The sequence below is a fragment of the Paenibacillus sp. BK720 genome, assembly GCF_011761545.1.
Taxonomy (GTDB): domain Bacteria; phylum Bacillota; class Bacilli; order Paenibacillales; family Paenibacillaceae; genus Pristimantibacillus.
Window position 1 is genome coordinate 702387 of sequence record NZ_JAASRQ010000004.1, and the last position, 14990, is coordinate 717376.

The window sequence follows — 14990 nt, forward strand, 5'->3', positions numbered from 1 at the left end:
CCCGCCACGCATTTCCTGTTTTATGTACGCAAATCCTTGACCGTCTGCCGTTCCACAATCTCATGCGGAACAATTAGACTCGGGACGGTCTTTCCCGTCTCAATCATCGCAATCACCTTGCCGGCCGCATCGCGGCCCAGCTGCAGCAGGGGCTGCCCGACTGTCGTCAGTGCCGGGTAGATCATCCTGGACAGCCGGATATTATCGTAGCCCATCACGGACAAATCCTCCGGCACCCGAATGCCTTGCCGCAAAGCCGCATTCATGGCTCCGACAGCCATCTCGTCGCTTGCGGCAAAGACGGCCGTTATCCCGCGGTCCTGCGCTAGGAGCGTTTCCATCGCCGCATGGCCGCTGTCATAATGGAAATCCCCGTAAGCCACCCGCGAGCTGCGGAACGGAATTCCTTTGTCGTACAAGGCATCCTTATAGCCCTGCAATCTTGGCACGCCCGCTATCGGATCCTCCGCCGTGCCGGCGATCATCGCGATATCCTTGTGTCCCTTGCCGATCAGATAACGGACCGCGTCGTAGGAAGCCTGCCGGTCATCAACCTTCACGAACGGAACCTTCGCATCCTCATTCTCGGAGGAGACGAGGACAAGCGGCACACGCATCGTATCCAGCATTTGCTTGTATTCGTTCTTAAGCACCTCGCTGGCGAAAATAATGCCGTCGATCTGCCGCTCCCGAAGCACCTGCAGGTATTTCATCGTCCGGTTTCCGTCTACCTCCGTATTGCAGACCAGCACGCTGTAGCCCCGCTCCAGCGCAAATTCTTCGATCCCTTGCAGCACGGCCGATGCGAACTCGTTCGTAACGGCAGGGAACATCACCCCAATCGTCTGGGTGCGCCTGTTATTCAAGTAACGCGCTATGGCGTTTGGATGATAGCCCATATCCTCTATTGTCTTGATCACCTTTTGTTTGGTTTTATCCGAGTAGCCTGTTAATCCGTTTAGAACTCTGGAAACCGTGGCGATTGATACATTAGCTTCTCTAGCAACATCTCTGATTGTCGGTATCATAGACCATCCATCTCATTCCATGAAGTATTGCCCCGTTCCTTTTACGTAACCGGTTACCTCAAAGTATATGGTCCTGAAAAACGCTCTGTCAATCGCCTTGAATCAGTAAATTATTTACTTCTATTCTCTATCGGCTCCACGCGTCCGTAAGAGGCTGCCGCTCCTTGCGTCGGAGCCGCCCAATGCACGGCATTTTTGATAACGTGAAGAATCTCCGGCTGGTGGTAAATCGGGAAGGTCTCATGTCCCGGACGGAAATAGAACAGCTTGCCTTTGCCTCTTCGGTAGCAGCAGCCGCTGCGGAATACTTCTCCGCCTTCGAACCAGGAGATAAACACCAGCTCATCCGGTGCCGGAATCTCGAAGCGCTCGCCGTACATCTCTTCCTTCGGAATTTCAATGTATTCGCCAAGGCCGTCGGCAATCGGGTGACCGTGCTCAATAACCCAAAGCCGTTCCTTCTCGCCGTCATCCCGCCATTTGAGCGCGCCGGTCTTCGTGCCGAGCAGCTTCTCGAACACTTTGGACGCATGGCCCGAGTGAAGAACGATCAGCCCCATGCCCTGCAGCACCCGGTCTCTTACCTTTTCGGCAATATCGTCCCGCACTTCATGATGGGCTAGATGCCCCCACCAGATCAACACGTCGGTGTTATTCAGTACGTCGTCCGTGAGACCATGCTCCGGCTCGTCAAGCGTAGCGGTTCCAACCTCAAGGCCTTCAATGGTTTTCAGGTATCCGCCAATGGCATTATGAATGCCTTCCGGATAGATGCCTTTTACATGCTCGTTATGCTTCTCGTGGCGATACTCGTTCCATACGGTTACTTTAATTTGCTTCATGTTCGATAGGGCCTCCTATTTTTGAATGTCGATCCAACGTTCTTCGGTAAAAGATTGAATAATCGCGTCTACGGCAAGCTGATTGACGTAACCGTCTTCCATCGTTGCGTCCAGGCCGTCGCCGCGCCCGTTCAAAAGGTTAAAAAACGCCTGCATTTGACCCGTACGGCAGTGGTCCGGAATGTCGACAGGGCGGAACTCGTTGTCGCCTTCCTCCTTGAACTTCACCTCAAGCGAGTCTTCCGCATCGAGGTTATAGACAAGAGCGCCTTTGGTGCCGTAAATTTCAATCTGCTGATAATTGCCCCGTCCGTAAGCGAAGCGGGAAATCATCATGGAAGCGGATATGCCTCCCTCCATCCGGGAGAGCACATGGCAGTAATCATCCACATCTACCTCGCCTTGTCCGGAACCGTCCGGCAGATTCCGCTGCTTGATAATCGTGTCCGCGTCGGCAATCACGCGCTCCGTACGGCCAACCAGGAAGCGGGTCAGATCAAGCATGTGGCAGCCGAGGTCGCCAAAGGCTCCCGATCCGGCAACCGATTTGACGAACCGCCATACTAGCGGAATATCCTCATGAATGCCCCAATCCTGCAAGTATTGGCTGTAGACATGCCGGATTGCGCCCAGCCTCCCCTCTTCAATCAACTGCTTGGCATATCGGGCGGCTGCTTTATAGCGGTAGGAGAAGCAAATCATGTGAGGCAGCGGCTTGTTCTGCAAGGCAGCCCCCAAGGCAGCCGCTTCCTCCGCGTTCATCCCGACCGGCTTCTCGAGCGCAAACGGCTTGCCGTGCCCGATGGCTGCCATGGCAATGGAGAAATGGCTGACGGTTGGCGTACCGATGGTGACGGCATCCACCTCCGGATTGCGAAGCAGCTCGGAGTAGCTGAGGTAGGCACGATCCTCGGGAATATTCCACTGCACGCGCCTAGCGGCAAGACGTTCGGCATCCTCGTCGCAGATTGCCCAAATCTCGGCATCCCCGCTTGCGAGTATGCCTTCGCTATGAAAGTCGGCAATGCCGCCAAGTCCGATAATACCGATTTTTAATTTAATCATAACCACCATCCCAACGATTCCCGGATTAAAAACCACACCATCAGATTAGCCTGTGATAGAATGATTGAAAATGGCGGATCGAGACACTTTTTGTACAATAGCGACTTTTGGCAAAGGAGAATTGTTATGCTGGCCGTAAATATGGAGCTTGTCCCTACCGTGACCTTTCTCGGATTCGTGGCATATACGAGTCCGTGGATTCACTTCAAGCGGAACGTTGACGAATATATTCTGTACATTATCAAAAGCGGAGAACTTCATATCGAGGAGAACGGCGAGCGTTACGTATTGCGCAAAGGGGATGTATTTATGCTGGAGCCGAATCTGGATCATGAAGGGTTCGAGAAGCATGTATGCGACTATTACTACATTCACTTCAAGCATCCGGATATTCAAACGGTTCATATCGGGGATATGGAGAGCTACGCAAGGAGCTTCTTTCTGGAGGATCAGGAACCGGAGGCAGGCAGCCGCCAGGGCTTCCCGAAGCATTTTAACCTGGCGAACCTAAACGCGCGGAGTCAAGTGTATAATCACCTGAATGAGATGGGGCAGTTATACCAGCGGAAAAATTATAACCGCAGCATGACGGCTCTCAAGCTGTCGGAGCTGTTCGTCCAGCTGTCCCGCGCTTATCTCGCGGAGCATCTGCAAAGCGCAAGGAAGCGGACCACCAAAGGGGAGGCGAAAGCCTACGAGCTGCTGGATTACATTCATCAGCATTACCCGGACAAAATAACGGGCTCCGATATCGAAGCCCGCTTTGCTTGCAATTTCGATTATTTGAACCGGATCTTTAACAAGATAACCGGCTGCTCCATTACGCATTACGTCAATAAAGTGAGGGTGAACCGGGCCCGGGAGCTGCTGGAGAGAACGCATATGACCATCGGCGAAGTCGCCGAGCTGGTTGGCTTCGGCGATATTTATTATTTCAGCAAGGTGTTCAAGAAATACGTCGGGCTTTCCCCCGCTTACTACAAAGGGACAAGGTGAGCCGGCTTCTCCGTCCCATGGCAGGGGCGATCAGGCCTTGTCGCGGTAGATTTTTCGGTATGCGGCTGGCGTCAGGCTCTCGAACTTTTTGAACGTCTTGATAAAATAACCCGCGTCGGCGAAACCCAGCTCGTCGCTGATCTGATTGACCGACAGCCCGGTTGTCTCGAGCAGCTCCTTCGCCCAGCCGATCTTCAGATGCGGGACAAACACCGAGAAATTCTCGCCCGTCTCCTTCATGAAGATCCGGCTGAAATAACTCGGGCTGACATGGCATAAGGCAGCCATCTCCTTAAGATCCGCATTTTCATGCTTATGACGGTAAATATAATCAAAGGCCGGCTGCAGAATCGAGTTGCCTGCCTGGTAGACGCCGGAGGATTTCTTCAGCTTTTTCTCAATCAGCGTATGGGACAGCTCGCTTTGCAGCGCTTGAATATGCTCGTAAGAGGAATCAATCGCATGCACGGTAGCCGCGGCCGGATTTTCCCGAGACAAGGAGTCCCGGTACATCTGAAGCATATCGCTCTTGCGGATTGCTTCCTCCACGATATAGTTGCACAGATGGAACAGCATATCGGCGATTTTCTCGACTTCCCCGTAAGACAACACCGGCAGCGACCGGTACTGCTCCTGCAGAGCGTTAAACTTTTTATCCGTTTCCGCATTGGGCGGCCTTGTCACGATCTGCTCAATCGGCACATCGGGATCGCTCAGCTTCACCTGTCCCGCCATAACCGCGCCAATATATTGGTTGTCCACCACAATCGGAATCGCGATATCGAGAATTTGAAAATGGCATTGATAAATATAAGGCTTGTTCGACCGGACCGCCTCGAGTCCCCCGCGCGCGTCGCATTTCTGGCAATACGAAGACAAAGCCGGGTCCTTCCGCACCTCGCGGCAGAATGCCTGGCATTCGCTATGCTTGGAGACGGGAACCCCCTTGTAATCGACCGTAATAATCGCCATCTTCGTGACAAGGGACATGGAATCCTGAAGCTTATGCCATTTGTCGATATCCATAATTTGTTTCAGATCGTATCTTGCGTTCATTGGGATCGCTCCAAACCCGAAGGGATGTCTTTATTATACTAGAACCCGTTGTCAGGACAAAATAGTACAATTTCAGGAAGGATTGAGCATAAAAACACCATCGTAATCTGCTTTATTTTGCGCTTAAGATACAATGCTTCCACCCACTTCTAAATTTATAATGGCAGTAGTCTGTAAATGAATACGACCATTCACTTTAGGAGGTTATTCCAAATGAGAAAAGCATTTATCAGCCCAAGCAAATACGTTCAAGGTGAAAACGAACTGCTTAACCTCGGCTTTTTTGTTCAATCGTACGGCGATTCCGCCCTTCTTATCGCTCATCCCGAAGATGTAAAGCGCGTAAAGGACAAGCTGGACTTTACTTCTAATAAATTCCATATTACGCTGGTTGAAAGCGGATTCCGCGGCGAATGCTCCCGCGAGGAAATCGCCCGGCTGAAGGAGCTTGCCCGCGAGAAAAACTGCTCCTGCACGATTGGCCTCGGCGGCGGCAAAGCGATCGATACCGCCAAATGCGTGGCCGAAGGCGAAGCGCTTATTATCGTTCCGACGATTGCGGCGACCGATGCCCCAACCAGCCATTCCGCCGTTATTTACACGAATGACGGTGCTTTCGAGGACTATGCTTACTTCAAATCCAGCCCTAGCGTCGTTATGATCGACACGACGGTTATCGCGAATGCTCCTACCCGCTTCCTCGTATCCGGCATGGGCGACGCGCTGTCGACTTACTTTGAAGCCAGAGCAACCTCCCGCTCCTTCTCCAAAGTAAACGCCGGCCTGCCTAACGGCGTGCATGCCGGCGCCGCGCCAATCGCCCGCGGAACCAAAGCGGCGCTTGCGCTTGCGAAGCTCTGCTATGAGACACTCCTCGAGGACGGCGTGCAAGCGAAATTGGCAAGCGACAGCAACAAGGTAACGACGGCGCTTGAGAACATCATCGAGACCAACATCCTGCTCTCCGGTCTTGGCTTCGAAAGCGGCGGCCTTGCGGCAGCCCACGCGATCCATAACGGACTGACCGTGCTTGAAGGCACGCATCACTATTTCCACGGGGAAAAGGTTGCCTTCAGCACGATTGCCCAGCTCGTTCTGGAGAATGCGCCGAAGGAAGAAGTAAACGAAGTGCTTGCATTCTGCGCCGCAGTTGGACTGCCGGTATGTCTTTCCGACATCGGCGTGGACAGCATGACGGACGAGGAGCTTGCACAGGTTGCGGCGCTTGCCTGCATCCCGGAAGAATCGATTCATGCTATGCCATTCCCGATTACGGAGGAAGCGGTAGCCGCTGCGATCATCGTTGCCGATCAGCTCGGCCAGGCTTTCAAACAAGGAAGGAAGTCGTGAGATGAAAAAGATCATCAATCAGCCGGAGACGCTTGTCCGCGAGATGTGCAATGGACTTGCGATGGCGCATCCGGGTCTTGAATTCAACTCCAAATACAAAGTCATGAAGAAAAGAGACATCAACGCCGCGAAAGTAACGCTGATCAGCGGCGGCGGCAGCGGCCACGAGCCGGCTCATGCCGGCTTTATCGGCAAAGGCATGCTGGATGCGGCGGTCTGCGGCGACGTCTTCGCCTCTCCTTCCCAAATCCAGGTCTATCAGGCGATTAAGTCTACGGCAAGCGAGCAAGGCACGCTGCTTATTATCAAGAACTACAGCGGCGACATGATGAACTTCAAGAATGCCGCCCATCTTGCGGCGGAAGACGGCATTCAGGTCGATTACGTCAAAGTGGACGACGATATTGCCGTTGAAGACAGCCTGTATACGGTGGGACGCCGCGGCGTTGCCGGCACGGTGCTTGTTCACAAGATTGCCGGCGCGGCGGCGGAAGCAGGACGGAGTCTCGCCGAAGTTAAAGCCGCGGCCGAGAACGCGATTGCCCATGTCCGCAGCATCGGGTTTGCTTTTACCTCCTGCACGGTTCCGGCTAAAGGCACGCCAACGTTCGCGATTGGCGAAGACGAAATGGAATACGGCGTTGGCATCCACGGCGAGCCGGGCATCCGCAGAGAGAAGCGGATTTCCGCCGACGAGCTGGCGCAGCGCATGGTATCGGAGCTGCTTGCCAGCTTAGGCATGAGTGCCGGTTCCACCGAGCAAATTGCGGTTCTGGTCAACGGCTTTGGCGGCACTCCGCTTCAGGAGCTGTACCTCTTGAACAACGCCGTCATGCGCGAGCTGCACGAAAAAGGCATTGCCGTTAACAAGGTGTTTGTCGGCAACTACATGACCAGCATCGATATGGCGGGAGCATCCCTATCCATCATGAAGCTGGACGAGCAGCTGAAGCAGCTGCTGAACGAAGAATGCGATACGCCTGCGTTCCTCGTGCGCGGCGGCACCTCGGGGCCCGTGTCCTATGTGGCCTTGGAGGAGCAGGCGACAAACGCGAAGGACGTATCTTACCGCGTTGAATCAAGCGAAGAGTATGCCAACGTCGAGGACGGAAGGCTGTCCCTCCGCAATATGATTTACCTCATTGATAAGATGAGCGAGATTATTATCGAGAACGAAGTGCCGTTCTGCGAGCTGGATTCCCATGCCGGCGACGGAGACTTTGGCATGAGCGTGGCAAAAGGCTTCAAGCAGCTGAAAGCGGAATGGAAGGATATCGTGAGCGAGTCCGAGGATATCGGCAGCTTCCTGCATGCCTGCTCCCTGATCATTATGGAGCATTGCGGCGGCGCGTCCGGCCCGATCTGGGGCTCGGCCTTCCGCGCGGGCGGCAAATATGCCGAGGGCAAAACCGAGCTTTCCGTTGCCGAGGTAGCGGAACTGCTTGATGCGGTCGTGAAAGGGATTCAGGCAACCGGCGAACGTTCCTTTGGCCGCGGCGCCGTCGTAGGCGACAAAACGCTGATCGATGCGTTGATTCCTTACGCGGAAAGCTGGAAAGCCGCAGCGGAAGCGGGAACCGAGCTGAAGGCTGCCGGCATTGCGGCTGCGGAAGCAGCGGTCGAAGGCGCCAAACAAACCGAGACCATCGTTGCCCGCATGGGCCGCGCCGGCACCGTCGGCGAACGCAGCATCGGTTATCCCGATGCAGGCGCTTACGCGCTTGGCGTTATTTTCACGGGATTGTCGGTCGTGCTGAAATAATATAAAAGCAGCAGCCTGGGATGAAATGTAATTCCCAGGCTGCTGCTTTGTTCAACTCATCATTATGGGGCCTCGTAATTTTTTAACGGTGTCCCTACATATTCTCGAAAAGAACGGATCCTGTCGTCTTCTTCATACTCAAAGACGACAATAAGTTCATTGTGATAAGGCTTTCCAGTTAACATGCCTTCAGCGCGGAAAACAACCATTCCGTTGTCTTCGTTTTCCAGTACGATAGTTGAGGTTAAATATACCTGCAATACGGAGCGCTCGAACCTAATCAGATCCTCGAACCTCTCTTTGCCATACTGCTCGTTATCCCATCCCTCCAGAGGAAGCGGAACGCGGAAACGAAAATCCTCCGTTACCTTCTGAAGAAAATCCTCGGTCTTCCCTGTTTCGAAAGCATGCTTGAAAGCATCAAATGCATCATGCGTCCGGGATATACCCGTACCGGCGGACTTATGCATGGAAGAACCCTCCTTCATGTCATTCTTGCTTCACAGCAATTTAGCGCGACAAAACCTGCAACTGCCCGGATATCGTTCCTAGGTGGATGGCTTCGTGAATAAGGGCGAAGTTGAATAATTCTCCGGCCGTGTCGAATTGAAACGGTCCGAATACATAAGGAGCTGAAAGCTTCTTTTCCAGCATTTCCGGCGTCAGCTCAGACAGGCGGGAGAACTGTGCCGTTAATAGCTCTGCAAGCTCTTCCGTAGATGGAGGAACCATCGTCCAATCCAATGGACTTGTTCCCGAGTTAAACAACTCTCCATACGAGCTAGGAATGGACGAGGGGGTACCAAAGCTTAGAGAACAATACTTATCCATCCAAAAGATGATATGACCGACATTCCAACGAATGGTATTGTTGAAGCCTTCGGGCTGCTTGTCATAATAGCCTTCCGTCACGCCTTGAAGCTTTCCAATCACGATCTGATGCAGCATTTTACCGGTATTGATAATGGACTGTGTCATCGTTAACCGCCTCCTAATAAAGTTGATTTCATGTGGTTCGCTTTCTTATCCCAAGATTACCTCCACACGGAACTTTCCATCAATGCAGCAGGCGTTATCGTAACGTTAAGCATAAGTTAACGATTATAGATTGACAGAAGCGGAAGATGGCGTGACACTATTCATTAATCAAATACCCGCATAGCGATGAAAGGCAGGTATGAGTTATGGAATTCAAACAGCTGCAGTATTTTATGGCAATATGCGAAGAGCTTCACTTTACGAGAGCGGCTGAAAAGATGGGGGTCAGCGCCCCCAACGTCAGTCAGCAGATAAGGAGATTGGAAGAGGAATTAGGCGTCCTGTTATTCGATCGAATCGGAAAAACGATCGTCCTGACGGAAGCGGGAGCGATTCTCCATGAACATGGCGCTGCCGTGCTCGGACACCTTCAACAAGCGAGCGACGCTATCGCTGACCTGAAACAGATGCGAGGAGGATCGTTATCGATTGGCGTTTTGCCCGGTGATGCGGATCTCCTGTTTAACGCTTTGCTGCTAAACTTCCACCAAGCCTATCCAACCGTCTCGTTATCTCTTCTTGAAACTATGAAGGTAACCGAACAAGTACTGGACAGGAGCATTGATATCGGAGTAACTATCGGGCCTGTTATAGACGAACGCCTCACTTCAATCCCCTTGTTTCACGAAGAATTCTCATTGGCGGTAAGCAGGAATGATCCACTTGCAACCGAGAGCATTATCCCCTTCAACAAGCTGCAAACACTGAAGCTGGTCATGTTCCCGTCCGACCATCAATGCCGCATGCTGATCGACCGTTATGCCATGGACAACGGGTTTGCTTTGCAGCCTCATCTGGTGACGACTACATTATCATCCCTCCTCCAGATGGTGCAAAACGGGGTTGGGGCTTGTGTTCTGCCGAGATTGCTGCTTGAAAATCTGCATCATCCTGACATTAAAGTCGTGCATTTAAAGAATCCTTCGCCTTCCCAGGACATATGTCTCGTTTACCGCAAAGACAAGTATATCGGATATGCTATGCGCACATTCATCAAAAGCGTAAGAGCCTACATCGAAAATGCGATCAAGCATGCAAAGACCTCATAGGAAAGGGCGGACTTTTCAATACCGTCTTTTCAAGCCATAAAAAAACAACCAATCGATAGATTGGCTGCCCGGATGTTAAAGATTCATTTCTTATTTTTCTTTGATGCCATCCAGAAAACGAGAATAACGACGGGAATAAAGATAAACCAAGGAATATGAATCGTGCTTTGGGTAATCACGGCGAGCACCAGCAAGCCTAAAGCGCCGAGAATAAGCCAGAGGCAACCTCTGCCAAACGTCTCCACAGCTGCGGATCCTCCTCCCTCTTTGACTGCCTTCTTTATGCCAATTGTATTAATCGGAGCTCGATAATAAAACAGCGAAGGCAACAAAAAAACGGGAGAAGCATGATGCTTATCGGTTGAATTTATTTGCAAGCTCGAGCTCGAGATGCCATTCGTACCGGCCGTATCCGGGAATAACCGAGGTTTCTCCCTCTTCCCAAGCTGCGGAAGCATCGTCGAGGAAGCCGGTTGCGGGCTCCAGCGCGATATGGTACTGATTCGAATAACCGCCGTAATTCGCCCATACCGCCAGATAAGGAACCTGCTCCTTCGGGAATGTCATCGTCAGCATCTCTTCGCTCGCTGGATCATACAAGGAAGCCCGGCCTTCCGGCAGCGTACCGTCAAAATAAAACTTCTCCGCAGTCTTCGCAGTTGCCGCCTCCGCGATATTCAAGCTAACGTCCGGCAGCGGACGCGGCCACGGCAGAAGCGTTCCCTTATCGCCAAGTCTGCGATTATGGGAGTAGGACACCGCAATTCGTTCAAACTTTGCGGGCACGATTATTTCCATTCCCGCTTCGACTTGAAACAAGGGATGGGCCGCCCAAAGAAACGGAAGAGGATCGGCACCAAGATTATGGGCGGTATAATCAATCCTCAGGCGGCCTTCTTCCGTAAAAGAGTAGGTCTTCTCCAGCCGGTAGGGCAAGCTGCGGCCTTCCACCTCGCATAAGAAGCGATCGTCCCGCAGGCCGCACTGCCAAGCCAGTGACCATACCTCGCCATGATCGGGAAGATCGATGCCCGCCCACGGGGATTGCCGCAGACGGCAGGCATCCACCGTAGGGAACATCTCGTCCCAGCCGCTGCCGTCGCCTTCCGCGAATGAACTGGCGTATCCCGCATTGCCAAGCGGAAGCGTTGTGCGGGACAACCATTCCCGGCCGGTGGCAGCGTCCCTGAGCGATACAACCTTGCTGCCCAGCGACGGAATAAGCGTCAGCTCCAGCATGGAAGAACAGCCTCTCCATGCCTCGTGACCCTCGAACCTCACTTTCTCCCAATACAAGCTTGTCATTGTCTTCAAGCACCTCCCGTACTTAATGAAGCAGCTTCGGCAAATAAGGGAGCGTTGTGCAGTCCGGACCGGACGGTATGACGCTCCCGCAAAATTATGAAATGTAGGCCGATGCCGGCAAGCAACGATGAATAGCGGCACCTTGATGGGTCGGCTCAAGCTCCAGCACGTCGCGGAAATGCGCTTCGGCCTCTGCAGCCCTTCCTAAGCCCAGCTGTCCAAGCGCAATCATATAATGGCAATGAATGCGGTTCTTCTTGTCCAGATCCTCGTCGAAGACCAGGAAATCCGGAAGCGATACCGCAAAATAATCGATCTTCTGCGGTTGGAACAAATGCTGCTCGCCGTAGTCGACCAGCTTGTTGAACCGGCTGCGGGCTTCCCGTTCGCGTCCGAGCTCGCGCAAGGCTACGCCTTGATAATAAATCATGTGAGGCGGCTGATCGTTGTAGAACATGGCGCTGGTTGGTTCATCCAGCCCTTCGGAAGCCAGCAGCCAGAAGGCTTGCGCCTGCTCGGCTTGGCCGAGGAGCCGGTATGCAATGCCGAGATAATAGTTGATATCGTTCTCCTGCGCGCCTTCAAGCTTGCCCTCGTTCATGGACAACGGATATTGCTTGGCCGCTTCCAGCTGCTTGATGGCTTCGCCGGCTTGCCCTTGCTCCAGAAGCTGCTTGGCCAGCTCTACGCGGGCCAATACGTATTGAGCCGGCACCTTTCCTTCACCGCCCTCCCAAGGATGGAAATGGCGGGCGAAGATAAGCTCCAGCGCTTCTTCATGACGGCCAAGCGAGTTGTGAAGCGTTACGTATTCGAGATACAAATCATCGCGAAGCTCCACCAGCTCCTTATTCCGCTCCAAGACGGTCAGGCGCTGCTCCGCCGTATAAGCCAGCTTCTTGTACAGCTGATCCAGCTCGTAGAAGATGCGGGCGTCATCCGGCGCCAAGGCATGCGCTTTCTCAAGCGAAGCCAAGGCGGCTTCCGGCTTGTTCTGTTTATTGTAATAAGCAAGCGCGAGGTTACGGTGCACGGTCGCGTAATTGCCGTCGATGGCGGCCGAAGCCTCCCAGCTTGCCGCGGCTTCGGCATGGCGCTTCTTGTCATACAGCAGGTTGCCGAGATAATAGAAGGCTCTTGCGTCATCCGCGCGCATCCGGGACGCATGGGTCAGGGTAACGTAATCCGCAATCGTATTCGGGAAGCAGTAGGCCGGATTCGCCTCTTGACCAAGCGAGTAGTAATAGTTGCCGGCTGTTTGGTCTCCGGCCATATGATGGTAGTATCCCTGGTAATAATGCACCATCGGATAAACGCTGCCCGCCGTCCGCTCCTCGATTCGAGCCAGTACGTCAAGCGCTTCGGCGTACAATCCGGCATCCGCGTAATCCTGCGCCAGCGAGATGTAATTGTGGGCATCGTCCCGCATAAGGCCGGCAAGAGCTTCCAAAGCTGCCGAGGCTTGCTCTTCTCTTCCTTCAAGCTGATGAATGCGAATCCATTCGTTGCGCGAGCCAAAGTCGATGGGATCATAATCGGATGTTTCCGTCGCCAGCAGCCCCGCTTCTTCCAGGCGTCCCAGTCTGCGCAGCAGAGCTATTTTCAACAGCCGGGCCTTGCGGTTGCGATACTGCGCATCGATGGAACGATCGATTAACTCCAGCGCTTCCTCGTATTTGCCGCTGCCTGCGGCCAGCTGCGCAAGGTGAAAGTATCCCGCAGCCTGCCAAGCTCCGGACCAGACCGACTTGTAGAATGCGGCGAACGCCTCCTCGTGACGCCCCTGCCATTTCAGCACCTTGCCCAAATGGAAGAACGGCTCCGCGTCGTACGGCCGCGCGTTATGCCGCGTCAGCGTCTCGATCGCGCGGCGGAAGTGCGTCTCGCTCTCCGCGAACCGGCCCCGGCGCAGCAGCAGCAAGCCGTATGCATTGTTCAGGCGGATATCCCCCGGGTCGCGCTTAAGTCCTTCCAAGTAGTAAGGATCCGGCTCGTAGGTAGCATGCCGGTACTGCTCCAGATGCTGCGCTGCCAGGAATAGCGCCTCCGTACTGCGAAGCTCCTCCGGCTCGCCGATCGCTTTCGCCGGTTCCGGCGTCTTCTCCAGCTGCTTCCGCTGCGGACGATAGCTGACAAGCTCTTTGCCGTTTTCCGCGAATACCGCAAGCTTCAGGTTTTCCTCCAGCTCCCCTTCCTCAAGAACAACCGTTGCGGCAAAAACCTGGGATGGCGATAATGCTGCCGTCTGATCGATATAAGTGCGGGCTGCCCCCTTTAATACGATACGGGCTTTCTCGAAGATCGAAGTCGCGTAAGCATTTACTCTAGCCTGCGGGCCTTCGATTTCCAAATTGACCGCGGCGTCAATGGTGGCGTTTTTCACCATTCCGACTTCCTTGTAAGGCATAAAGTATTGCTTGAAGCTTTTCTCCTCGTACGGCTGCAGCCATGTGAAGTCCGGCTGGTTGTCCGTATAGACGCCCGTCATCAGCTCGATGTAAGGCCCGTCTTCGTCCGTCAGGTTCCGGTCCCAGGCCTGGCCGAATTCGCCATGTCCCCAGGTCCATTGTTTTTTGCCGGGGGACACATGCTTGTTCGCGATATGCAGAATACCCGCCTTCACGTTGTGGTCATAGCCGCCGACAAAGTCGTAATCCGACCGGTACGCCATATACGAGGTTGGCACCGGTATATTGCGGTAACGGGAGATGTCGACTCCTTCGGAGTAATCCATCTTGTAATACGTGCCTGTCGCAATCGGGAACTTGGATACGTCCCGCTTGCCATGGTCGAACACGGCGTGAACGTCGGGCGGAAATACGGACTGCGTATGGTCGTTGACCGCAACCGCCGGATTGGCCCACCACAGGAACGTTTGCGGCTCGGAGGTGCGGTTGAACAGCTGCGCGCTTATTTCCAGATAAGCCTTCCCGGGAAACAGGGTGAAGCCCGTCGTTACCTTGGTCCCGTACATCCGGTCGATCTCTCCGACCCATACGGTCTTACTGCCGTCCGCATTCTCCCGAATATCGCATTCCACCGGCCCGTAGGTGTTCGGACGGTGATGCTGCGGCCAGTTGAATTCGATGCCGCCGGAGATCCATGGACCTGCAAGTCCAACCAGAGCCGGCTTGATAACCTGGTTATGGTAGACGAAATCATAGTCGTTGGTTTTGTCTACCGCCCGGTAGATTCGTCCTCCAAGCTCCGGCATCAATTGAATTTGCACGAATTCGTTTTCCAAAAAGACGATCCGGTAAGGCTTCATCACCTTCTCGTCGTAAATCTTGTCGATAACGGGATGCGGATAGACCCGGCCCGAGCTGCCTTGATACACGCGTTTCTCCAGGAACATCGGGTTGAGGTCCGGTTTTCCGACTTCATAGGTGGGCAGCTCTACCGTCTGCTCCCATACTTTCACTTCAGTTGCCATTCACGATTCATCCTCCCCAAGGTACGATAGTTATGGGTTAATCGTACGCAATCGCGGCAAGGACCG

Annotated in this window: 13 protein-coding genes; 4 read left to right on the forward strand and 9 right to left on the reverse strand. The window is 53.7% G+C overall.

Annotation, left to right across the window (positions count from 1 at the left end; all coding sequences use genetic code 11):
- Positions 1-20: 20 nt before the first annotated feature.
- The 3 genes from FHT67_RS18720 to FHT67_RS18730 all read right to left on the reverse strand — a co-directional run bounded on the left by FHT67_RS18720 (position 21) and on the right by FHT67_RS18730 (position 2935).
- Entirely contained in the window at positions 21-1028 is a 1008-nt protein-coding gene (locus FHT67_RS18720; protein WP_167200607.1) for a LacI family DNA-binding transcriptional regulator, read from the reverse strand.
- Between the two features lie 110 nt (positions 1029-1138).
- On the reverse strand, positions 1139-1870 hold the full coding sequence (locus FHT67_RS18725) for a ThuA domain-containing protein (RefSeq protein ID WP_167200610.1): 732 nt from the start codon (positions 1868-1870) through the stop codon (positions 1139-1141).
- 15 nt (positions 1871-1885) lie between these two features.
- The gene (locus tag FHT67_RS18730; protein WP_243867286.1) at positions 1886-2935 is read right to left on the reverse strand and encodes a Gfo/Idh/MocA family protein; all 1050 of its coding nucleotides are present in this window, start codon (positions 2933-2935) and stop codon (positions 1886-1888) included.
- 126 nt (positions 2936-3061) lie between these two features.
- Here FHT67_RS18730 and FHT67_RS18735 point away from each other — a divergent pair, with 126 nt between their 5' ends.
- On the forward strand, positions 3062-3931 hold the full coding sequence (locus FHT67_RS18735; protein ID WP_167200616.1) for an AraC family transcriptional regulator: 870 nt from the start codon (positions 3062-3064) through the stop codon (positions 3929-3931).
- 30 nt (positions 3932-3961) lie between these two features.
- Here the strand turns inward: FHT67_RS18735 and FHT67_RS18740 are convergent, their stop codons facing one another.
- Positions 3962-4987 (reverse strand): PocR ligand-binding domain-containing protein, encoded by a 1026-nt coding sequence (locus FHT67_RS18740; RefSeq protein WP_167200619.1) that lies wholly within the window; start codon positions 4985-4987, stop codon positions 3962-3964.
- 213 nt (positions 4988-5200) lie between these two features.
- Here FHT67_RS18740 and FHT67_RS18745 point away from each other — a divergent pair, with 213 nt between their 5' ends.
- Both FHT67_RS18745 and dhaK read left to right on the forward strand, forming a co-directional pair.
- A complete protein-coding gene (locus FHT67_RS18745) occupies positions 5201-6337 on the forward strand; it encodes a glycerol dehydrogenase (protein WP_132311948.1) in 1137 nt (378 codons plus the stop codon).
- 1 nt (position 6338) lies between these two features.
- Positions 6339-8099 carry a dihydroxyacetone kinase subunit DhaK gene (gene dhaK / locus FHT67_RS18750; RefSeq protein ID WP_132311946.1) on the forward strand — a complete coding sequence of 587 codons (1761 nt, stop codon included), beginning with the start codon at positions 6339-6341 and terminating at the stop codon, positions 8097-8099.
- A gap of 62 nt (positions 8100-8161) precedes the next feature.
- On the opposite strand, the gene FHT67_RS18755 is transcribed toward dhaK, so the two are convergent.
- Positions 8162-8569: a nuclear transport factor 2 family protein gene (locus FHT67_RS18755; protein ID WP_167200622.1), complete on the reverse strand. Its 408-nt coding sequence runs from the start codon at positions 8567-8569 to the stop codon at positions 8162-8164.
- A 40-nt stretch (positions 8570-8609) separates the two neighbouring features.
- The gene (locus FHT67_RS18760; protein ID WP_167200625.1) at positions 8610-9077 is read right to left on the reverse strand and encodes a DinB family protein; all 468 of its coding nucleotides are present in this window, start codon (positions 9075-9077) and stop codon (positions 8610-8612) included.
- Positions 9078-9283: 206 nt separating this feature from the next.
- On the opposite strand from FHT67_RS18760, the gene FHT67_RS18765 reads away from it, so the two are divergent.
- Positions 9284-10186, forward strand: a complete 903-nt coding sequence (locus FHT67_RS18765; protein ID WP_167200628.1) for a LysR family transcriptional regulator — start codon at positions 9284-9286, stop codon at positions 10184-10186.
- An 83-nt stretch (positions 10187-10269) separates the two neighbouring features.
- Here the strand turns inward: FHT67_RS18765 and FHT67_RS18770 are convergent, their stop codons facing one another.
- From FHT67_RS18770 to FHT67_RS18780, 3 genes are all read right to left on the reverse strand, one after another.
- On the reverse strand, positions 10270-10431 hold the full coding sequence (locus FHT67_RS18770; protein ID WP_165930804.1) for a hypothetical protein: 162 nt from the start codon (positions 10429-10431) through the stop codon (positions 10270-10272).
- A 109-nt stretch (positions 10432-10540) separates the two neighbouring features.
- Positions 10541-11491, reverse strand: a complete 951-nt coding sequence (locus FHT67_RS18775; protein WP_167200631.1) for an aldose epimerase family protein — start codon at positions 11489-11491, stop codon at positions 10541-10543.
- Between the two features lie 94 nt (positions 11492-11585).
- A complete protein-coding gene (locus FHT67_RS18780) occupies positions 11586-14924 on the reverse strand; it encodes a DUF5107 domain-containing protein (RefSeq protein ID WP_167200634.1) in 3339 nt (1112 codons plus the stop codon).
- Between the last annotated feature and the right edge of the window lie 66 nt (positions 14925-14990).